This is a genomic window from Clostridium lundense DSM 17049 (genome assembly GCF_000619945.1).
Lineage (GTDB): Bacteria > Bacillota > Clostridia > Clostridiales > Clostridiaceae > Clostridium_AO > Clostridium_AO lundense.
This window is the reverse complement of sequence record NZ_JHVC01000013.1, coordinates 82,056-103,565: the sequence shown is the minus strand read 5'-3', so window position 1 is coordinate 103,565 and position 21,510 is coordinate 82,056. Positions and strand designations below refer to the sequence as shown.

Annotated in this window: 17 protein-coding genes; 12 read left to right on the top strand and 5 right to left on the bottom strand. The window is 30.5% G+C overall.

Going from position 1 to position 21,510, the window contains the following annotated elements; all coding sequences use genetic code 11:
• Positions 1-14 precede the first annotated feature (14 nt).
• Positions 15-1,412: a membrane protein gene (locus tag T514_RS0115305; protein ID WP_027625574.1), complete on the bottom strand. Its 1,398-nt coding sequence runs from the start codon at positions 1,410-1,412 to the stop codon at positions 15-17.
• Positions 1,413-1,611: 199 nt separating this feature from the next.
• Here T514_RS0115305 and T514_RS0115300 point away from each other — a divergent pair, with 199 nt between their 5' ends.
• The 3 genes from T514_RS0115300 to T514_RS0115290 all read left to right on the top strand — a co-directional run bounded on the left by T514_RS0115300 (position 1,612) and on the right by T514_RS0115290 (position 2,869).
• The gene (locus T514_RS0115300; RefSeq protein WP_051542066.1) at positions 1,612-2,109 is read left to right on the top strand and encodes an AbrB family transcriptional regulator; all 498 of its coding nucleotides are present in this window, start codon (positions 1,612-1,614) and stop codon (positions 2,107-2,109) included.
• A gap of 82 nt (positions 2,110-2,191) precedes the next feature.
• Positions 2,192-2,356, top strand: coding sequence for a hypothetical protein (locus T514_RS26690; protein WP_156939955.1), 165 nt, complete (start codon positions 2,192-2,194; stop codon positions 2,354-2,356).
• A gap of 171 nt (positions 2,357-2,527) precedes the next feature.
• Positions 2,528-2,869, top strand: coding sequence for a cupin domain-containing protein (locus T514_RS0115290; protein WP_027625572.1), 342 nt, complete (start codon positions 2,528-2,530; stop codon positions 2,867-2,869).
• Between the two features lie 79 nt (positions 2,870-2,948).
• On the opposite strand, the gene T514_RS0115285 is transcribed toward T514_RS0115290, so the two are convergent.
• Positions 2,949-4,148: a dicarboxylate/amino acid:cation symporter gene (locus tag T514_RS0115285; protein WP_027625571.1), complete on the bottom strand. Its 1,200-nt coding sequence runs from the start codon at positions 4,146-4,148 to the stop codon at positions 2,949-2,951.
• Positions 4,149-4,534: 386 nt separating this feature from the next.
• Here T514_RS0115285 and sdaAB point away from each other — a divergent pair, with 386 nt between their 5' ends.
• The 3 genes from sdaAB (at position 4,535) to nifJ (ending at position 9,821) form a co-directional block, all read left to right on the top strand.
• Positions 4,535-5,218 (top strand): L-serine ammonia-lyase, iron-sulfur-dependent subunit beta, encoded by a 684-nt coding sequence (sdaAB, locus tag T514_RS0115280; RefSeq protein ID WP_027625570.1) that lies wholly within the window; start codon positions 4,535-4,537, stop codon positions 5,216-5,218.
• A 1-nt stretch (position 5,219) separates the two neighbouring features.
• Positions 5,220-6,092: an L-serine ammonia-lyase, iron-sulfur-dependent, subunit alpha gene (sdaAA, locus tag T514_RS0115275; protein ID WP_027625569.1), complete on the top strand. Its 873-nt coding sequence runs from the start codon at positions 5,220-5,222 to the stop codon at positions 6,090-6,092.
• 201 nt (positions 6,093-6,293) lie between these two features.
• Complete coding sequence (nifJ, locus tag T514_RS0115270; protein WP_027625568.1) at positions 6,294-9,821, top strand: pyruvate:ferredoxin (flavodoxin) oxidoreductase; 3,528 nt, start codon at positions 6,294-6,296, stop codon at positions 9,819-9,821.
• Between the two features lie 203 nt (positions 9,822-10,024).
• On the opposite strand, the gene T514_RS26190 is transcribed toward nifJ, so the two are convergent.
• Entirely contained in the window at positions 10,025-10,198 is a 174-nt protein-coding gene (locus T514_RS26190) for a CDIF630_02480 family spore surface protein (RefSeq protein ID WP_084284611.1), read from the bottom strand.
• Between the two features lie 84 nt (positions 10,199-10,282).
• Positions 10,283-11,413: a zinc-dependent alcohol dehydrogenase gene (locus T514_RS0115260; protein WP_027625567.1), complete on the bottom strand. Its 1,131-nt coding sequence runs from the start codon at positions 11,411-11,413 to the stop codon at positions 10,283-10,285.
• A gap of 153 nt (positions 11,414-11,566) precedes the next feature.
• On the opposite strand from T514_RS0115260, the gene T514_RS0115255 reads away from it, so the two are divergent.
• Positions 11,567-12,241 (top strand): manganese catalase family protein, encoded by a 675-nt coding sequence (locus T514_RS0115255; RefSeq protein WP_027625566.1) that lies wholly within the window; start codon positions 11,567-11,569, stop codon positions 12,239-12,241.
• Between the two features lie 109 nt (positions 12,242-12,350).
• On the opposite strand, the gene T514_RS0115250 is transcribed toward T514_RS0115255, so the two are convergent.
• Positions 12,351-14,273 (bottom strand): ABC-F family ATP-binding cassette domain-containing protein, encoded by a 1,923-nt coding sequence (locus T514_RS0115250; protein ID WP_027625565.1) that lies wholly within the window; start codon positions 14,271-14,273, stop codon positions 12,351-12,353.
• Positions 14,274-14,496: 223 nt separating this feature from the next.
• Here T514_RS0115250 and T514_RS0115245 point away from each other — a divergent pair, with 223 nt between their 5' ends.
• The 5 genes from T514_RS0115245 to T514_RS0115225 all read left to right on the top strand — a co-directional run bounded on the left by T514_RS0115245 (position 14,497) and on the right by T514_RS0115225 (position 21,261).
• Entirely contained in the window at positions 14,497-16,170 is a 1,674-nt protein-coding gene (locus tag T514_RS0115245) for a M3 family oligoendopeptidase (RefSeq protein WP_027625564.1), read from the top strand.
• A 191-nt stretch (positions 16,171-16,361) separates the two neighbouring features.
• On the top strand, positions 16,362-17,348 hold the full coding sequence (locus T514_RS0115240; RefSeq protein WP_027625563.1) for a sulfide/dihydroorotate dehydrogenase-like FAD/NAD-binding protein: 987 nt from the start codon (positions 16,362-16,364) through the stop codon (positions 17,346-17,348).
• The gene (locus T514_RS0115235) at positions 17,345-18,622 is read left to right on the top strand and encodes an FAD-dependent oxidoreductase (protein ID WP_027625562.1); all 1,278 of its coding nucleotides are present in this window, start codon (positions 17,345-17,347) and stop codon (positions 18,620-18,622) included. The genes T514_RS0115240 and T514_RS0115235 overlap by 4 nt, the downstream gene beginning before the upstream one ends.
• Before the next feature lie 138 nt (positions 18,623-18,760).
• The gene (locus T514_RS24690) at positions 18,761-20,125 is read left to right on the top strand and encodes a cell wall-binding repeat-containing protein (RefSeq protein ID WP_051542065.1); all 1,365 of its coding nucleotides are present in this window, start codon (positions 18,761-18,763) and stop codon (positions 20,123-20,125) included.
• 350 nt (positions 20,126-20,475) lie between these two features.
• Complete coding sequence (locus T514_RS0115225; RefSeq protein ID WP_027625561.1) at positions 20,476-21,261, top strand: SHOCT domain-containing protein; 786 nt, start codon at positions 20,476-20,478, stop codon at positions 21,259-21,261.
• Positions 21,262-21,510 lie beyond the last annotated feature (249 nt).

Below are 21,510 nucleotides of genomic sequence, written 5' to 3'. Positions count from 1 at the left end.
AGCACTGTAAAAAATCATATTAGGAACATAGCAAATATGGTAGTAACAATAAGACCAATAGCTACAGGTTTTAAATTTCTTCTAGCTAATTCAAAAGGATCTACCTTGCATATTGCTGCTACAGGTATTAAAGCCCAAGGAATTAAAGTTCCACCTCCAATCCAGATAGCAGCCAACTGACCTAAAGCTGTTAAAGTAGCTGTACCTCTTTGTAATGCTATACCAAATATTTTTGCTACAGAACCAGCGAGAGATATACCTGAAAATCCAGATCCATCTAAACCAGTGATAATACCTACAGCAGTAAGTGTAGTAGCGCTTATAGGAGCATTTATAGGTACCGCATTTGCAAGTGCTAATCCTAAATCATTTACAAGACCTGTAGAACCTTTAGGAAGTACTTCACCAAATACTTTGATAAAACCAGAATCACCTAGATAGAAAAACGCTGCAATAGGAATAACAGGACCAAACACTTTAAAACCAAATATAAAGCCCTCAACTATATATGAAATTATTAAAGAAGAGGCTTCTTTCTTTTTTATATATATTGTTATGAAAACAAGTATTACTAAAGCAGTACCACCTATCAGTGCAGTAGCATCTCCACCTTGAAGATTAAGTTTAGACATAAGGTATATATCTAAAATAAACATTATAGTTATTACTAAGGCAAAAATCTTTTTTACCTTATCAGAAAGCAAATCTTTAAACTCATGGATGTTTTCATCTTCTAATTTTAAGTCTTTATTTTCTAAAGAAAGTTTTCCTGCTTTCATATCTTTTTTTATCATAATAAAAGCAATTAATGTAGTAACTATGCCCATGACAGCTACCAAAGGTATAGAAGCAGAAACTACTTCTCCTACAGCAATTCCTGCACCATCGGCAGTAAGTTTTGGGGCTCCTTGTATAATAAAGTCTCCAGATAAAGCAATACCATGACCAAATAAATTCATTGCCACAGCAGCACCTATGGCAGGTAACCCTGCTTTAACAGCAGCAGGTACTAACATGGCTCCAATTAGTGCAACAGCAGGGGATGGCCAAAAGAAAAGTGATATTATCATCATAAATATACCAATTATCCAATAGGCTAAAGCAGGTGTTTTCATTAATTTTGTAAATGGCTTAACAATAGCTTCATTTATACCCGTTTTATTTAAAATAACGCCCATAGCAGTAATTACAGATATAATTAGAATAGTACCAAGCAACTCATTTATGGCTAATATAAAGCTATTAAATATTCCTGCAATAGCAGTAGGTATAGAGCCTGTAGCAGTAAACCCTAAAATGAAGATGCCCAGTATACAAAGAACTGTTATATCTTTTTTTAGGATCATAAATATAAATATTATAAGTATTAAAAGTAGATAAATGTAATGAAGAGAGCCTAATTGAATCGCCATAAATAACCCCCTATAATAAAACTATTAATACTAAAAAATATGATAGAAATGATGAAAATGTTACAGCGTTTGTTATTTTAGAAATATTTTATATAACTCTAGACAAATAAAGAATTATCATATTTTCCGTAATATGGTAAAATGATGTTAGAGGATAGAAAATTTACTATAACATAATTTTAAAAAGGGGGAAATATTTGTGGAAAAAATTATATATACGTTAATCATAGCAAGTATTGGTGGAGTTTTAGGAATCAAACTTAAAATACCTGCAGGGGCACTAGTAGGTTCAATGATAGCTGTAGCTATTTATAATATATATGGAGGCAAAGGAGCAATGCCTTCAAATTTTAAACTAGGAGCTCAAATTGTGGTAGGTGGTATGATAGGATTGAACTTTACTAAAGAAAGTATTTATGCATTAAAAGATATTATTTTCCCAGCTGTTATTTTAGTAATAGGTCTTACATTATTAAGTATACTTTTAGGGTTTGCTATTTATAAGCTTACAGGATTAGATTTAGTTACTGCTCTATTTAGCAGTGCGCCTGGAGGAATAACAGATATGACATTAATATCTGAGGCTTATGGAGCTGATATATCTAAAGTAGCACTATTACATTTAATGAGACTTTTGTCGGTAATAACTATACTTCCTTTTTTAATTAAAATTTTTACAAAAATCATTACAAAATAATCAAGAATAAATTATATTCCTCAGGGAAAAATAAATATGAATTTTAGTATATTAAAGAAGTATTTGTTAGGGAGGATGTATTATGAAAAGTAGAGATGAGGTACGTAGTGAAAATAGAAAAGATTTTATCAAAAAAGGTGTAAAGTCTCAAGGACAATTTTCTAAAAATTCAATAGTTCAAACTATTGAAGATGGAGCAATTAATGATAGTATAAAGGAATCAAAAGAAAACCAACATGAGTTTTGATATTGAGGCATCAGCATGTGTTTAAATATAAGACACATGCTTTTATATTTAAAATTTTATTAAAATGGTAACTTAAGTTACAGAATTTTCAAGTAAAATACAGTATATTAAAATTAATAAAAATATCAATAGGTTAAAAAGTTATAATTTTAGAGTAGGGAGGAAAAATTTATGGATAAACATTTTATAAAAAATATTGATTTTGCAGTACCTTTAAGTATGGAAGGATTAGTAGATTATCAAGAAGGAAAGGTAATAAGTAGGACTTTAGCTCAAGGAAGAAATTTAAGTTTAACTTTATTTTCTTTTGACAAAGGTGAAGAGATAAGTTCTCATTCTTCAGGAGGAGATGCCTTAGTTTATATATTAGATGGGGAAGCGGAAATAACAATAGCAGAAAATAAGTTCAATGTAAAAAAGGGAGAAACAATTGCTATGCCAGCAGGAATTCCTCATGCATTATTGGCTAGTGAAAGGTTTAAAATGCTTTTGGTTGTTGTATTTAATGCTTAGAGTGGTAGATTGTTTTTAGAAAATTATAATAAGTAAAAAAGCATGCATTTATTTTAATTAAACGCATGCTTTTTTTTATTTAAGCTTTCACAGTAGAGTTTTCATTTACATTAGATGATTTTTCTTGTATTGTGTCTACAATCATTGCTACAGCTTGGTCTCCTGAAACGTTACAAGCTGTTCCAAAGCTATCTTGAGCTATATATAGTGCAATCATTAAAGCAAGCATAGGTTTACCAAAACCTAAAATTGACTCTAATACTCCTAGTGAAGCCATAACTGCACCACCTGGAACACCAGGTGCAGCAACTATTGAAAGCCCTAACATAGCTATAAAACCAGTAAAGTTACCTAAAGTTATTGGCATGCTATTTAGCATCATAACTGCCATAGCACAAGTAGTTAAAGTAATGGTACTACCTGACATATGGGTAGTTGCGCAAAGAGGAATAACAAACTCTCTTATACCTTTTGAAGTGCCCATATTTTCTGCACATTTTAAATTAACAGGAATAGTTGCAGCTGAGGATTGAGTTCCTAAAGCAGTTAAATATCCTGGTATTTGTAACTTTAGAGATTTAAATAAGTTTCTTTTGCCTATAGAGCAGCCAATTGCAAACTGGAATAATAGTATAAGTAAATGACAACAAATAATTATTATAAATACTTTCCAGAATACTGAAAATACAGTAGAAACTTGTCCAGTATATGTCATGTTTCCAAATATACCAACTATGTGAATAGGAAGTAAAGGGATGATAATATTTTCAATTACTTTAGTTATAATTGCTTGGAAGTCTTCAGCTATCTTTCTAAGAGGTTCACTATCAATAGCAGCAATTCCTAAACCTAATAAAAAGGCTAATATAAGAGCTGTCATAACGCCCATAACAGGAGGCATGTCAACCTTAAAGAAAGGCTCCAAATCTTTAGCAGCGGAAGCTATGTTTTTAGCAGTATCAGCAGTAATTATGGATGGTAGTAATGTTTTTCCAACACCATATGCAAAAAATCCAGAAATTAATGTAAAACCATATGCTATACCTACAGTTATACCTAAAAGTTTACCAGCACCAGTACCAAGTTCTGCAATACCTGCTGTTACAAAGCCTAATATAAGAAGTGGAATAACGAAACCTAAAAAATTGCCAAAAATAGAACTGAATGTTACGAAAATTCTTATAAATCCAGTTGGACATGTTTTGCCAATTAATAAACCGATTAGGATACCGATTACAATTTTTGGGATCAATCCCAACTTAAATTTTTTACTACCCATAAATATTCCTCCCAGAATAATTTTAATTACTTAAAATATGAGTTTAGATTAATCGATTAATCAGTTGAAAGTTATAAATAATTTGTATGAATAATTTCATACAAATTTCTATTTAAATGAAGTATATCACACAGAATTTTAATTTTCAACTATAATTAAACTTAAATATAAAATTTTTACTTTTTTGTAATATGGAGTATTTAAGAGAGAGACAATTGTACGCAATATGGGTAATTTTGTAAAGAATTACATTTGGTTGTTAAAAATATGATGACAAAGTTTAAATTTGATATATAATAATGATATATGAAATTTATAATCGTATTCAAATGAAGGATAGTGTGCATAATAATATGCTTTAATTTAGTATAAGAGGAGGAGAAAGTATGAAGGAATTTGGTGTGTTTGACATAGTAGGTCCTATAATGATAGGGCCATCAAGTTCTCACACAGCTGGAGCTGCACGTTTGGCAAAGGTTGCTAGCATAATTGCAGGAGGAAAAATAAGAAAAGTAGAATTTTTACTTCATGGTTCTTTTGCTAAGACTTATAAAGGTCATGGAACAGATAAAGCATTAGTAGCTGGTATTCTTAAAATGGATCCTTGGGATGAGAACTTAAAAAACTCCTTTGAAATAGCAGCCCAAAGCGGTATAGATTTAGTATTTACGGAGATGGATTTAGGAGATGTACATCCTAATACAGTAAAGTTTATAATTACAAAAGAAGACGGACATGTATCACAAGTTTCTGGTTCATCTATAGGTGGAGGCAATATAGTTATTTTTGATATAGAGGGACAAACAGTTGAATTTACAGGAGAATATCCAACATTACTTACTCAACATAAAGATATGCCGGGGGTTATAGCAAAGATAACTTCTATTTTGTATGAGGAAAAGATGAATATAGCTAATATGAGGGTTTATAGAAATAGTAGAGGCAGACAGGCAACTATGGCATTGGAAACTGATAGTATAATATCTCGTGAAATAATTGATAAAATAAAAGTAATACCAGAAATTGAAAATGTAAAATTTATAAATCCAATTGTGGAAGGAGATATATAGTATGTTTGTTTCAAGTGGTAAAGAATTAATTGAAGTATGCGAAAAAGAAAATTTAACTATATGGGAATACACATTAAGAGAAGAAGTAGAAAAAAGCGGACTTGACAGAGAAAAAGTTATAGAAAAGATGAGACAAAATTTAAATGTTATGATAAGTTCTTCGACTTATGCACAAGAAAATAGTGTAAAGTCTGTAAGTGGACTAATAGGTGGAGATGCTGTAAAGCTTAAAGAATTTGCAGAAAGCGGAAAAACCTTAACAGGACAATTTATGGTAAAGGCTATGGCAAGGGCGATATCATCTTCAGAAGTCAATGCTGCTATGGGAAAAATAGTTGCTTGCCCAACAGCAGGTTCCTGTGGAATTTTACCAGCAGCAATTCTATCAGCAGGAGAAAAATTAGATAAGTCAGAGGATGAATTAGTTAAAGCTTTATTTACAGCAGCAGGTGTTGGAGTAATTATAGCTAGAAACGCTACTATGGCAGGAGCAGAAGGTGGATGTCAAGCTGAGTGTGGTTCAGCAGCAGCTATGGCATCAGCAGCAGTGGTTGAGATGATGGGAGGTACTGTAGAGCAATCATTAGATGCAGCAGCTATAGTTATAAAAAATATATTAGGTCTTGTTTGTGATCCAGTAGCTGGACTTGTAGAAGTACCTTGTGCTAAAAGAAATATAGCAGGAACAGTAAGTGCGCTTACTACTGCAGATATGGTAATGTGTGGTGTTAAAAGCAAAATACCATTTGATGAAGTGGTTTGGGCAATGTACAAAGTTGGAAGACAGTTACCGCCAGAGCTTAGAGAAACAGCGTTAGGAGGAATAGCTATTACTCCTACAGGATTAAGATTGAAAAAGGAAATATTTAAATAAAAGATAAAACTAGCTCTTAGTTATTTATGAGCTAGTTTTATCTTTTATTTTAGAAAGGCATATTAATGAATTTTATAAGTATAATATCATCTCTTATGCAAAATCTATATAGGGAAAAGCATATTTTTTAGTACATAAAAAATAAATATTAACCCAATAATAAACTATATGTATTGTGATTTTACATAAGGAGGTTGAATTATGAAAAAAGTAATGAAAACAATGGATGGAAATGGAGCAGCAGCCTATGCTTCTTATGCTTTTACAGAAGTTGCAGCTATATTTCCTATTACTCCATCTACTCCAATGGCAGAAGGTGTAGATGAATGGTCTGCTCATGGGAAAAAGAATATATTTGGTCAAAGGGTAAAGGTAGCAGAAATGCAGTCTGAAGCAGGAGCAGCAGGATCAGTTCATGGTTCCTTGGCAGCAGGAGCTTTAACTACCACTTATACTGCATCACAAGGACTTTTGCTTATGATACCTGATATGTATAAAATAGCAGGAGAGTTACTGCCAGGTGTTTTCCATGTAAGTGCCCGTGCTATTGCGGCTCACGCTTTATCTATTTTTGGTGACCATCAAGACGTAATGGCTTGCAGACAAACAGGATTCGCAATGCTAGCTTCTTCAAGTGTTCAAGAAGTAATGGATTTAGGATTTATTTCTCATTTATCAGCAATAAAGTCTAGAATACCATTTTTGCATTTTTTCGATGGATTTAGAACTTCTCATGAGTATCAAAAAGTAGAAGTAATTCAATATGAAGATGTGGCAAAGTTAGTTGATTATAAAGCTATAGATGAATTCAGAAAGAGATCATTGAATCCGGAACATCCTACTCTTAGGGGAACTGCTCAAAATCCAGATATATATTTCCAGGGAAGAGAAGTTTCCAACAAATTTTATGATGCAGTACCTGATATAGTAGAAGAATATATGAAAGAAATAAAAAATATAACAGGAAGAGAATATCACCCATTCGATTACTATGGAGCACAAGATGCAAAATATGTGGTAGTTGCTATGGGATCTGTATGTGATACTTTAGAAGAAACTATTGATTATATGTTAACTCAAGGAGAAAAGGTAGGATTTATAAAGGTACATCTATATAGACCTTTCTCAGAAAAATATTTCTTTAATGTATTACCAAAAACTGTAGAAAGAGTTGCAGTATTAGATAGAACAAAAGAACCAGGTTCTATAGGGGAACCATTATATTTGGATATAGCAAAATTGTTCTATGAAAAAGAAGATAAACCTATTATAGTTGGTGGAAGATATGGATTAGGATCTAAGGATACAACACCTTCAGAATTAATTGCAGTATTTAGAAATTTACAAAAGGATAATCCAAAAGATCGCTTCACTATAGGAATAACCGATGACGTAACTAACACATCTATCCCTTCGGAAGGAATAGTAAATACTGCACCAGAAGGAACTATAAGCTGTAAGTTCTGGGGACTTGGATCTGATGGAACTGTAGGAGCAAACAAAACTGCAGTTAAAATAATAGGAGACAAAACAGATTTATATGCTCAGGCGTATTTTTCATATGATAGTAAAAAATCTGGAGGTACTACAGTTTCACACTTAAGATTTGGTAAAAAGCCAATAAGATCAGCTTACTTAGTATCTAATCCAGATTATATAGCTTGTCATAATAAATCATTCTTATATAATTATGATTTATTAAAAGGTTTAAAGAAGGGCGGAATCTTTGTATTAAACTGTCCATGGAAAGAAGAAAGGGAATTAGACGAAAAGTTACCAAGTTATCTAAAAAAATATATTGCTGAAAATGATATTAACTTCTATGTAATAGATGCTATAAGTATTGCTAGAAATATTGGACTTGGTGGAAGAATAAATATGGTAATGCAATCCGCTTTCTTTAAATTAGCCAATATAATACCTATAGAAGATGCAGCAAAATATTTAAAAGATTCAATACAAACTACTTATGGTAAAAAGGGTGAAAAAATTGTTGAAATGAATAAGGCAGCAGTTGATGAAGGAATAAATGGACTTATAAAGGTAAATGTTCCTGAATCATGGAAGAATGCAGTACAAGAAAAGGTTGTAGAAAGAAATGTTCCAGACTTTGTAAAGAATATTCAAATACCTATGGCAAGACTTGAGGGTGATGAACTACCTGTAAGTGCTTTTGTTGGAATGGAAGATGGTTCATTCCCATTAGGTACTACAGCTTATGAAAAGAGAGGAATAGCGGTCCTTGTACCAGAATGGCAAATTGATAGATGTATTCAATGTAACCAATGTTCATATATTTGTCCACATGCTACTGTAAGACCATTCCTGCTTACTGAGGAGGATTTAAAGAATGCTCCTGATACATTTAAGGCTAAGCAGGCAACAGGTAAAGGACTTGAAAATTATAAATATAGAATTCAAGTTGATCCACTAGATTGTACTGGTTGTGGTAACTGTGCTGATATATGTCCAGCTCCAGGTAAGGCTTTAATTATGAAACCAGCAGAAGAAGAAATAGAAATGGAAGATGCTAATTGGGATTTTGCAGTAACTATTGAAGACCAAAAGTCTCCTATGGATGTATATACTGTTAAGGGTAGCCAATTTAAGAAACCATTGTTAGAGTTTAATGGAGCTTGTCCAGGTTGTGGAGAAACTGCTTATGTTAAACTTATAACTCAACTATATGGAGACAGAATGATGATTGCCAATGCTACAGGTTGTTCATCAATTTGGGCAGGAAGTGCTCCATCAAACCCATATACTACAAATAGTAAAGGTCAAGGACCTGCTTGGGGTAATTCATTATTTGAAGACAACGCAGAATATGGATATGGAATGTATTTAGGAACTAAGCACATTAGAGAAAGATTAGAAGAACTAATTAGAGAAGCATTAAATGAAACTAAGTATAAGGAAGAAATAAAATCAGCATTTACACAGTGGTTAGACTTAATAGATGACGGAGAAAAATCTAAATGTGCTTCAGAAAATATTATAGAAATATTGAAAAAAGAGGACTATGCTAAGGATCCAATATTAAAAGAAATAATGGATAAGAAAGACTATCTAACTAAGAAATCCATATGGATAATTGGTGGAGATGGTTGGGCTTATGATATTGATTATGGTGGATTAGACCATGTATTAGCATCAGGAGATGATGTAAATATACTTGTATTGGATACGGAAGTTTATTCTAATACTGGAGGACAGATGTCAAAGTCTACACCTACTGCAGCTGTAGCTAAATTTGCCGCAGCAGGAAAGAGAATAAGGAAGAAAGACCTAGGACTTATGGCTATGAGTTATGGATATGTATATGTAGCTCAGATAGCTATGGGAGCTAATATGAATCAAACATTAAAGGTAATAAGGGAAGCTGAAGAATATAAAGGACCATCTTTAATAATTGCTTATGCACCTTGTATAAACCATGGTATAAAATCAGGTATGGGAAGCAGTGTAGCAGAAGAAAAGAAGGCTGTAGCTGCAGGATACTGGCATTTATATAGATATAATCCAATATTAAAAGAAGAAGGTAAAAATGCATTTATTCTGGAGTCTAAAGAACCGGAAGCATCCTTCCAAGACTTTATTAGAGGAGAAATAAGATATACGTCATTAGCTAATGTATTCCCAGATATTGCAGAAGAAATGTTTAATGCAGCAGAAAAACATGCAAAAGAAAGATATGCTACCTACAAAAAAATGTCTGAAAACTTCTAAAATAATATGAAAATGAAAAGCACCTTGAAATCAAGGTGCTTTTCATTTTGGGGTATTTTAATGAATATTAATTTTATCCCATGACTACCCGCTCTAATACTCCCATTTTCTTTAAAGTGGGAGTAAAGAGCGGGTACGTCCCTGGATAACGATTGCTAAACTTCAGTAGGAGTAAAAACTCCTTCTGAAGTCAAGAACTCTGTTTATTTTTGGTTAGAATCTACCCATTCTTTAGCGTTAAAAGTTTCTGTTTCGCTAGGTACAGTAACCTGGGATTGAGGTTTTGTGCTTTCAATGTTTGCCCAGGCAGCAGTATTATGTTGCTCGATTGGAATTTTTTTAGATGTAGTGTTTACTTTTATTGTGTTGTTATCCATAGTATCTCTCCTCTGATAAAATAATTGTTCAAAATTATTATTGTACATAGAGTGAAAAGTTATACTAACTTTTTATATATAGATCTATGGTTTTAGAACTACTTTAATACAATTATCTAATTTTTCATCAAAAATTTTATAAGCGTAATCTCCTTTTCCTAATGGAAGTGTATGAGTTATGATATCTCTAGGGTCAAATTTATTTTCTTTAATTAAATTTAATATTTTAGGCACATAGGAATGAGCAGGACATTGCCCCATTTTTAAAGTTATGTTTCTTGAAAATAAGTCTCCAAATGGGAATAAATTATATTTGCTTCCATATACACCAACTATGGAGATAGTACCACCTTTTCTTACTGCTTGTGTGGCAATTTCTATAGCGGATTTTGAGCCTCCTTGCAGTTTAAGAATAGTCTCAACTTTTTCTATACCAGACATTTTTCCGTCCATACCAACGCAATCTATTACTACATCAGCACCGCCGCCAGTTATTTCTTTAATATACTCACCAGTATTATCATGATCTTCAAAATTTATTGTTTCTACTTGATTAAACTTTTTAGCATGATTCAATCTATAATTCACTCTGTCTACTGCGATTACTCTTTTTGCTCCATGAAATATGGCCCATTTTTGTGTTAATAGACCTACAGGACCACAGCCTAAAACTACTACTGTATCATTTAGCTTAACACCTCCGTTTTCAACTGCCCAGTATGATGTTGGAAGGATGTCAGTTAAAAATAACACTTGTTCATCTTCAAGTTCTTCGGGAACGATTGTTGGACCCACATTTCCGTAAGGTACTCTTAAATATTCTGCCTGACCGCCATCATAACCTCCAAAGGTATTACTATATCCAAATATGGCGCCAGTTTCACCATTAGGATTGGAATTATCACACTGACTCCAAAGATCATGTTCACAATACCAACAATGACCACAAGATATTGGAAATGGTACAATAACTCGATCACCTTTTTTTACACTAGTAACCTCAGAACCAACTTCTTCAACTATGCCCATGGTTTCATGACCAAGAATAAAGCCTTTTGGCATATTAGGGATCATACCATGAATTAAATGTAGATCAGATCCACATATAGCTGTAGAAGTAACTTTTAAAATTAAATCGTCTTTATTAATAATTGATGGATCTTTTACACTCTTTACACCAATATGTCTAATTCCCTCATAAGTTAATGCTTTCATTTAGAATGCTCCTTTCAATGTATGGTAACATATATATTTTTTTCATTAATTTGATTAGTTATTCATAATATGAATAATTAGTTTGAATTAATGTTTTATTAGTAGTTAATACTAACAATAATTATATTAAATAGATAAGGAGGCCTTTTATATATGTTTAAACATGATAAAAGTTTATTACAAGATGTAAAGGTGGAACAGCCTAATCCACATTATGCAATATTAATGCAAGAGCAATTAGGTGGGGCAAATGGGGAATTAAAAGCTGCATTACAGTATGCATCTCAAAGTTTTCGTATTAAAGATCCAGCAATAAAAGATTTATTTTTAGATATTGCGGCAGAAGAATTAAGTCACATGGAAATGGTAGCTCAAACAATAAATTTGTTAAATGGTCATGAAGTTGATATTACTAAAGCTGTAGCAGGTACTATAGAAGCACATGTATTAGGTGGATTATCTCCAATGTTAACAAATTCATCAGGAGATCCATGGACTGCTCATTATATAAATGTAACAGGAGATATAGCAGCAGATCTATTATCTAATATAGCTGCGGAACAAAGAGCTAAGGTAGTCTATGAATACTTGTATAGACAAATAAATGATAAAGAAATTAGAAGAACAATAGATTTTCTGTTAAATAGGGAGGAAGCTCATAATGCATTATTTAGAGAAGCGCTAAACAAGGTAAAAGATAGAGGATCAAATAAAGATTATGGAGTTACAGAAGATTCTAAATTATATTTTGATTTATCAACACCAGGAAGAAACTTTGCTAATCCTAATCCTACACCTCCTAGTTTTGACAATCCAAGAAGAAATTAGTATAAATGGGCTGTCGCATTAAAGAATTTACATACAATATACTGTTTGCAAGTTTAAAGTTAACACAATATATTGTATGATTTATTCTTAGTGCGACAGCCCATTTATATTAGGCTTTTGATTGTTCTATTTTTTCAGCTAGTTCATTAAGATATGCCCATCTATCCATTTTTTCTTCAAGAAGTTTTTCTAATTCATTCTTTTTTTCTAAGCATTCTTCAAGCTTTTTAAAATCAGAACTAAAATATGCTATATCTTTTTCTACTGAGGATAATTCTTCTTCTAGCTTTTCAATAATTCCTTCTATTTCTTCATATTCTAATTTTTCTTTATAAGAGAATTTTAAAGTTTTTTCCTTTTTCTTTTCTTCATTATTTTTATTTTTTATATTAATTTTTTCTGTATTTGATTTTTCTTCGTTATTTTTAAAACTTTTATCCTTTATTTTTTCCCAACATTCAGTATAGTTTCCTGTGTATTCTTTAATTACACCTAGACCTTCAAAAACGAAGATCTTATCTACAACTTTATCTAAGAAGTATCTATCATGGGAAACAGCAATTACAGCTCCATTAAAGCTTTGAAGGTAATCCTCTAATATAGTTAAAGTTTCAGTATCTAAATCATTAGTAGGCTCATCTAACAATAATACATTTGGGGATTCCATTAATACTTTTAAAAGATAAAGTCTTCTTTTTTCTCCACCAGAAAGTTTATTTATAGGGGTCCATTGTGCTTCTGGAGTAAATAAAAATTTTTCTAGCATCTGAGAAGCAGATATTTTTGTTCCATCAGATGTGGTTATAAACTCTGCAGATTCTCTAATATATTCAATAACTCTTAAATCTTCATTTATAGGTTTCCATTCTTGAGAAAAGTGACCAATTTTTACGGTTTCGCCTATATCTACAGTTCCTTCATCTGGTTTTAAATTTCCTACTAAAATATTAATAAGAGTAGATTTACCTATACCATTAGGACCTACTATTCCTATTCTATCATCAGGTAAAACAATATAGTTAAAATCCTTAATTAGTGGATTATTTGAAAAATATTTATATACGTTTTTAAGTTCTATAACTTTTTTACCAAGTCGTGTATAGGAAGTAGATATTTCTAATTTATCATTACCTATGTCTATTGTTTCCTCAGAAAGCTTATTAAATCTGTCAATTCTAGCTTTTTGTTTTGTTGTTCTAGCTTTGGCCCCTCTTTTTATCCATTCAAGTTCTCTTCTTAAAAGATTTTGACGTTTGGATTCAGAAGCTTGTTCTAATTCTTCTCTTTCTAATCTTTTTTCTAAGAATACACTATAATTTCCAGTGTAACTATAAAGAGTACCTTTACTTATTTCAAATATTTTATTAGTTACTCTATCTAAAAAATATCTATCATGAGTAATCATAAGTAATGCACCTTTTCTTTTATTTAAATATTCCTCTAACCAGCTTATAATTTCATTATCCATATGGTTAGTAGGCTCATCTAAAATTAAAAGATCACTAGGGTTTACTAAAGCACTACAAAGAGCAATTCTTTTTTTCTGTCCTCCTGATAGATTTTTAATCTTTTGAAAAAACTTTGTAATTCCAAAGGTAGTTAATATAGCTTTTGCTTCGCTTTCTATTTGCCAAAGATTTAAACTATCCATTTTTGAAGTTAGATTCATAAGTCTTTTTTGTAAAGTTTCATCATGAGGATTTAATTCTACTTCGTTTAAACATTCTTCATAATCCCTTATAGTTTTTATTAAAGGTGATGTTCCTTTAAAAACCTGTTCAATTACAGTGGCTTCTTCATCAAAAAAAGGATTTTGAGGAAGATATTCTATAACAAGATTATTTTTTTGAATAATATTACCTGTATCATAGTTTTCTATACCTGCAACTATTTTAAGTAGAGTAGATTTACCAGTTCCATTTATTCCTATAATGCCTATTTTATCTCCTTCATTTATGCCAAAATTAATACTATTAAGCAGAGTTTTTTCTCCATAACTTTTACTTAAATTTTCTACAGATATTAAGTTCATTTTATTACCGCCTTTATAATAGATTCATCCAACTATCTTTATATCATATAAAATTTAAAAGAGCAAATAATAAAGAAAGAGTTTATATCATAACATGTTAATAAGATATTTCCGTGGAAATATTTTCAAGAAGTCAGCCCTAGTTATTTTGAATTTAATAATTGCTGGAAATCTATGTTATAATTATTTATGTAAGTTTTAACATAATAGGGGGAAATAAAATATGGAAAAGATTTATAAAACAGATATAAATGCATTAGAAAAAGAATTTAATGAACTTTTGTTAAGAAGAATAAGTTCTGTAAAAGAATTAGAAAAATGGTTAGAGGATAGAAATAAAATTTATGATAAAGTAAAAGAGAATGTTGGAAGAAATTATTTCATATTTAATGGAGATAATAATAATGAAGAATCTAAAAAAGCATATGAGTATGATGAAGAGATATTAATGCCTATGGTTAAAAAATACTCAGCTGAATTAGATAAGTTTTTTTATGGGAATAAATTTAGAGATGAATTAAGTGACAAATATGATTTATTAATTAAAAAATGTGTGAATTCTATTGAATTGTTTAGAGAAGAGAACATTTCTTTAGAAATAGAAGAATCTAAATTATCAACTGAATACTATAATATAACTGGAAATATGATAGTTAATTGGGAAGGGGAGGAAAAGACTCTTCAACAAATGAACAAGTATTTAAAGAATTCAGATAGAGCTATTCGTGAAAAAGCTTGGGAATTAATTCAAGAAAGAAGACTTCAGGATAAGGAAAAGCTAGATGAAATAATGGATAAGCTTATAAAAATTAGAGATAAAAAAGCTAGTAATGCAAATTGTAAAGATTTTAGAGAATATATGTTTAAAAAATTAGAGAGATTTTCATATACTCCAGAGGACTGTTTGAATTTTCATAATTCTGTATTAAAGTATGTAGTACCAGTAGCTTCAGAAATTCGTAATAATCATAAAGAAGAACTAAATGTAGATAATTATAGACCTTGGGATTTAGAAGGAATAAAGATAGGTGAAAAGCCATTAAAGCCATATGGTGATATAGAAGATCTTGTTAATGGTGTAATCAATGTTTTTGCAGAAAAAGATAAAATTTTTGAGAATACTTTAGTTAAAATGAAAAAAGAAGGAACCCTTGATTTAGAAAGTAGAAAGGGAAAATCACCAGGAGGATTTTGTGACTATTTTCCTGTAAGTAAAGTTTCCTGTATTTTTATGAATGGAGCACAATCCCATGATGATTTAGTAACACTTGCCCATGAAGGAGGACATTCTGTACATAATACATTAACATCAGATATAAATTTATGTGAGTACAGAGATATGCCGAGTGAAACAGCAGAACTTGCCAGTATGAGTATGGAACTTATTACCATGGATAGATGGAATGTATTCTATAAAAATGAAGAAGAATTAAAAAGAGCTAAAAGAGAGCAGTTAGAGGGAATAATCACATTTTTACCTTGGGGTATATTGGTGGACAGATTCCAGCACTTTTTATATCTGAATCCGCAATGTAGTAAAGAAGAAAGAAATAATAAATTCTTAGAAATGGCTAAGGAATTTCAATTTCCTACAGTAGACTTTACTGGATTTGAGGAGGAATTAAAGCATTATTGGAAAAAGCAGCTTCATATTTATGAAGTACCATTTTATTATATAGAATATGCTATGGCTCAACTTGGAGCTTTACAGATATGGAGAAACTATAATATAGATCCTAAAAAAGCTATAGAAGATTATAAAAAAGCTCTTTCTCTTGGAAGTTCTGTAGGAATTAGAGAGGTTTATGAAGCAGCAGGAATAAAATTCGATTTTTCAGAGGAAATGATAAAAGAACTTATGAGCTTTGTTAAAGAAGAATTAAATAAATTAAGATAATAACCAGAGGCCTAGGAAGATTAATTTTCCTAGGTTTTTTATATATTAAGTTATTTTTAAATTTAAATGGAGTGTGATTTAAAAATAAAGTCATATGATTTATATAATAAAAATACTTTAAAAAAGTAACCAAATAATTAAAATTAAATAAATTAGTAGTATAGGTTTAGTAATTACCAGGAGGAGTATAAATGAACTATGAGGTGAGAGACTGTATTGATGCAGGAAGTGAATATTGTCCTTGCCATTTAGCAGAAAGCGGGGAATGTATACTTTGCTCTCAATTAAGGGATAAAGATTTTTGTGATTGTATAAATTGGAAAGGAGTATGTATTTATCAGGAATTCGTATGGAATGGAAAAAAAGCTAAGGAAGGAAGAAAAGAAATAGAGTGTGTGCTTTTAAATAAAGAATTCATATATGACGATTTAGCTCTATTTACAATATCTGTACCTCACAAATTAGCAAAAGAATTAACATCTCCGGGAAGTTTTGTATTTTTAAGAAACCCAGATAGTGATCATTTCTTTTCAACACCTATATCTGTTATGGATGTAAATGTTGAAGAAAATAGAATAGTATTAGCATTAGAAGTAAAGGGAATAAAGACTAAAAATTTAAACTTAATTAATGAAGGAGAGAAAATATTAGTAAAAGGTCCATTTTGGAATGGAATATTGGGACTTAAAAATCTTTATAAGAGTAAAGATGGTACCTCCATTGTTATTACTAGGGGGATAGGGCAGGCTCCTATTGTACCAGTACTTAAAAAGCTTTATGCTAATGGAAATAAAATATATGTAATACTTGATAAAAATCCCTACAAAGATTTATTTATAAAAAAATATTTAGATTTGTATAATTGTGAACTTGTTACTACTACGTTGATAGACGAAAAGGGAGAAATATCATCGGAGTTTAAAAGAATATTACTTTCTATATTAAAAAATGAACAGGTAAATGTGGTACACTCTTCTGCAGCAGATATTATTAACTATAATGTACTTCAGTTAATAGGAGAGACTATAGAATTTTCTTGCTGCAATAATGCAAAGATGTGTTGTGGAGAAGGAGTTTGCGGAAGCTGTAGTGTTAAAAATAAATACTTTAATATAGAAAGATCCTGTAAACTTCAAATAGATCCAAGAAATATTTTGGAGGGAAGGAGACTACTATGAAGGTTATAATTATAGGCGGTGGTTGGGCAGGCTGCGCCGCAGCAATTTCTGCCAGAAAAGCTGGAGCTCAAGTTGTTTTATATGAGAAGACTGATATGTTAATAGGATTAGGAAACGTTGGGGGAATAATGAGAAATAACGGAAGATATACTGCAGCGGAGGAACTAATAAATTTAGGGGCAGGAGATTTAATAAACATAACAGATAGAAATACAAGACACAAAAATATAGAGTTTCCAGGACATGGTCATGCTTGGCTATATGATGTTAATAAAGTAGAACCAGAGGTAAGAAAACATCTACAAAGTTTAGGTGTAGAACTACATTTTATGAATAGGGTAGTAGATGTGGAAAAGGATAAAAATAAAATAGTAGGAGTATATTTGTCAGATGGTACCTATGTAAAGGGAGATGTATTTGTAGAAACTACAGGTTCTACAGGACCTATGGGAAATTGTTTGAAGTATGGTAATGGTTGTTCCATGTGTATATTAAGATGCCCAGCCTTTGGACCAAGGGTAAGTATAAGTTCTAGAGCTGGAGTTGAAGATCTTCAAGGAGAAAGAGAAGAAGATGTATATGGAGCATTTAGTGGATCATGTAAATTATGTAAAGAGAGTATATCTGAACAGCTTTTAAGAGAAATAGAACAAAATGGTGCTGTGGTGTTAAAAGTACCACCAGAAGACATTAATATGGATAAATTGAAACTTAAGGTTTGTCAACAATATGCATTAAGAGAATTTGCAGAGAATATAGTACTTTTAGATACTGGACACATAAAATTAATGACTCCATTTTATCCTTTAGATAAATTAAGAAAAATAAAAGGATTGGAATATGCAAGATTTATTGATCCATATGCAGGTGGAAAAGCAAATTCCATAAGATATCTTTCTGTAGCTCCAAGGACTGATGATATGAAGGTTAAAGGATTGGAGAACTTGTTCTGTGCTGGAGAAAAGAGCGGACTTTTTGTAGGGCATACTGAAGCTATGTGTACAGGATCTCTAGCCGGTCATAATGCAGTAAGATATTTTTTAGGCATGCCACTTCTAATTCTTCCAAAGGCAACAGCTATAGGAGATATAATATCCTATGCAAACTTCCAAATGGCAACAAAAGAAGGAAGAAGAAAGAGATATACCTTTGCAGGAGCTGAATATTTTAAGAGAATGAAAGACACAGGACTTTACTCTACAAATAATGCAGAAATAGAAAAAAGAATTGAAAAGTTAAATTTAAAGGATGTTATGAATCAAAAATTAATTTAAACTTGCAAGTTGAAGGACTGTCTTATTTAAGACAGTTCTTTAAAATTTTGTTTTATGAGCAAATATAGCAATTTAAGCTTTATATTGAATATATTTTATTGAGAGATAATTATAAATCTTAGGGGGATGTTTATTAGAATGAAAAAAGTATCTATTATGGTTTTAGCAGCCATTATAACTTTTGGAGTATCAAACCAAGTACATGCAAAAGATGTCTATAGTATAAGTAGAATTACAGGTAGAAATAGATATGAAACTTCAGTAAATATTTCAAATAAATTTAGTAGTAGCACAGTACAAAACATAATTATAGCAAGTGGTAATAATTTTCCGGATGCATTATCAGGAAGTACGCTTTTTAAAAAATTAAATGCTCCTATTTTATTAATGAATAACACAATTTCATCAAGTTCTAGTTCAATAAATTATATAAAAAAACATTTAGCAGCTGGAGGAACAATATATGTACTAGGAGGAAATGCATCTATAAATGATAACTTTTTAGATTATTTTAAATCATTAGGCTATAATATAAAAAGATTAGGCGGAAATAATAGATTTGATACAAATAAACAAATTGTTCATTTTATGAATGTAGAAAAAGGTACGCCAGTATTTTTAGTTAATGGTTATGGATTTGCAGATGCCTTAAGTATTTCAAGTATTGCTGCATCTAAAGGATATCCAATATTAATGAGCCATAAAACAAAATTACCTAATGAAATTAAGGATACTTTAAAAGAAATTCAGCCATCTAAAATTTATATAATAGGGGGAGAAGGGTCAATAGATAGTTCAATTGAGAATGAATTAAAATTAAATAGTAGTATAGAAAGAGTTAAGGGAAATAATAGATATGAAACTTCATTAAATGTATGTAAATACTTTAATTTAAATTCAGGCTATGCAATAGTTGCAAATGGTGAAAATTTTCCAGACGCCTTATCTGGTAGTACCTTAGCAACAAAATTAAATGCACCAATTATATTAACTGATGGTAGTAATATAATAGAACAGAAAAGATATTTAGATAGTACTGGATGTTCAAATTTAATTATATTAGGTGGTAAAGGTTCTGTAAGTATAGCAGTAGAAGATATATTAAGAGGAAAAGAAAAAATGTTGTTTTTTATAAAAAAAGGATATATAAAAGATAATAAAAAATATATAGAAGGATATTTTGACAAATTTGTTACAGATTTAGATGAAGCACGACAATATGAAGCTGAAACTGGAAAACTTGTAATTGTACATGATGAAACTGGAGATTGGATTCCAGATGATGGATTTGATATGCCTATTAGTAATACAGCTACTTTAGAAGTTGATAATAACGTAAAAATAACACAATTACATTTTGATCCTAAAAATAATTACCAAACTTCATATGTGGATAAAGATTTCAATAGTATAATTGCTGGAAAATATGAAGATTGGCCATATTTTGATTTAACCCTAAAAAATGGTAGAGTAATAGAAATGTATCAAGAATATAGACCTTAAAAATTTCTTTTGTAATAGGATGATAAAAAAGCTTCTGACAAAAGATTTTAAATTTAAAGGATGCTATGAATCAAAAATCAATATAAAATTATATATGAATGGGATGCCTCACAATAGAAATATTTCTAGGTGGGACATCTCATTCATAAATTTTAAAATAGTGGTACATAATTTTTTATTAGTAACAACATGGTTTTCAAGCTCGTGAAGCATCATTGTGGAAGGTGTAAAAAGCTACCATAAAATATTAAGTATTTAGTTAGTACCAAATTTTATATTTATTTCCTATAAGATATATGATAAAATGTAATGGAAAGTTTATCCATATAAGTTATAAGGGGGATGTTGTCTTGGGTTTTTTTGATTTGAAGGCTGTTTGTGGAGTATGTGGTAAAGAAGTAGGGTGGAATAGATTCAAAATTAAAAGATCTAATGCATGGATATGTTCTGAATGTTTGAAAAAAGCAGGTGGAGCTATGTCGGTAGATGTTTCAAAAGTTACTATAGAAGATATTAAACAAATGATACCTTTAGATGAGTTGGAACAATATAGAGATCCATTATCTACAGCAGAAGGAATGTATCAGTATTGTAATGACAATAAATTTGATTCTGGATGTAATAAAAAATTTATGCTAAGACATTTTAAAATAATTGAAGACAATCTACTGGATGATGAAAAAGTATATGTAACATTTGTGGGGGTGCATAACTATGTTTCTGCAACAAAGCATGATGGTAATTATGCTTATGCAATCACTAGTAAACGTATAATAATTGTTCAGGAAGATATAGATATAATAGAGGAAGAAACACTTCAATCTATATCATTAGAAGACATTAATAATATTACATTAAAGTTAGGAATGGTACTTGGAACTATTACAGTAGATACTATTAAAGGAATTTTTAATATAACATCAGATAAAACAGCTGTAAAGTTAATTAATTCTAGAATTAATGAAGCAATTAATGAAATCAATAATGATAATAGCGATAATGATAATGAGAGATTAGGATCTGATACTGTTGTTTCAGTGGCTGATGAATTGATAAAATTTAAAGAGCTTCTTGATATGGGGGTTTTGACACAAGAAGAATTTGATGCTAAGAAAGAACAGCTATTAAATTTATAAAATTGTTATATTATTTCTATTAAAACTAAATGCCGTATTAATAAATGCAAAACAAATTTATTACATTATATTCATGTTCAGTATTTTTAGATTACAATAAATAGACAAGTTATGAGTCATTGAAATATCCTTAAATTTTAATGATTATACTTGTCTATTTTACTATTAGTTGTAATTAGATATATTCCATAATTTCCATATAAGTAAAGTTTAAGTTGCAAATGTTAAGTATCACGTAGTATGTCAAAT

Bases quoted from the DNA above. Each gene is read 5' to 3' on its own strand.
- T514_RS0115305 (WP_027625574.1), bottom strand. From the start codon at position 1,412: ATGGCGATTCAATTAGGCTCTCTTCATTACATTTATCTACTTTTAATA.
- T514_RS26690 (WP_156939955.1), top strand. From the start codon at position 2,192: ATGAAAAGTAGAGATGAGGTACGTAGTGAAAATAGAAAAGATTTTATC.
- T514_RS0115290 (WP_027625572.1), top strand. From the start codon at position 2,528: ATGGATAAACATTTTATAAAAAATATTGATTTTGCAGTACCTTTAAGT.
- T514_RS0115285 (WP_027625571.1), bottom strand. From the start codon at position 4,148: ATGGGTAGTAAAAAATTTAAGTTGGGATTGATCCCAAAAATTGTAATC.
- sdaAB (WP_027625570.1), top strand. From the start codon at position 4,535: ATGAAGGAATTTGGTGTGTTTGACATAGTAGGTCCTATAATGATAGGG.
- sdaAA (WP_027625569.1), top strand. From the start codon at position 5,220: ATGTTTGTTTCAAGTGGTAAAGAATTAATTGAAGTATGCGAAAAAGAA.
- nifJ (WP_027625568.1), top strand. From the start codon at position 6,294: ATGAAAAAAGTAATGAAAACAATGGATGGAAATGGAGCAGCAGCCTAT.
- T514_RS26190 (WP_084284611.1), bottom strand. From the start codon at position 10,198: ATGGATAACAACACAATAAAAGTAAACACTACATCTAAAAAAATTCCA.
- T514_RS0115260 (WP_027625567.1), bottom strand. From the start codon at position 11,413: ATGAAAGCATTAACTTATGAGGGAATTAGACATATTGGTGTAAAGAGT.
- T514_RS0115255 (WP_027625566.1), top strand. From the start codon at position 11,567: ATGTTTAAACATGATAAAAGTTTATTACAAGATGTAAAGGTGGAACAG.
- T514_RS0115250 (WP_027625565.1), bottom strand. From the start codon at position 14,273: ATGAACTTAATATCTGTAGAAAATTTAAGTAAAAGTTATGGAGAAAAA.
- T514_RS0115245 (WP_027625564.1), top strand. From the start codon at position 14,497: ATGGAAAAGATTTATAAAACAGATATAAATGCATTAGAAAAAGAATTT.
- T514_RS0115240 (WP_027625563.1), top strand. From the start codon at position 16,362: ATGAACTATGAGGTGAGAGACTGTATTGATGCAGGAAGTGAATATTGT.
- T514_RS0115235 (WP_027625562.1), top strand. From the start codon at position 17,345: ATGAAGGTTATAATTATAGGCGGTGGTTGGGCAGGCTGCGCCGCAGCA.
- T514_RS24690 (WP_051542065.1), top strand. From the start codon at position 18,761: ATGAAAAAAGTATCTATTATGGTTTTAGCAGCCATTATAACTTTTGGA.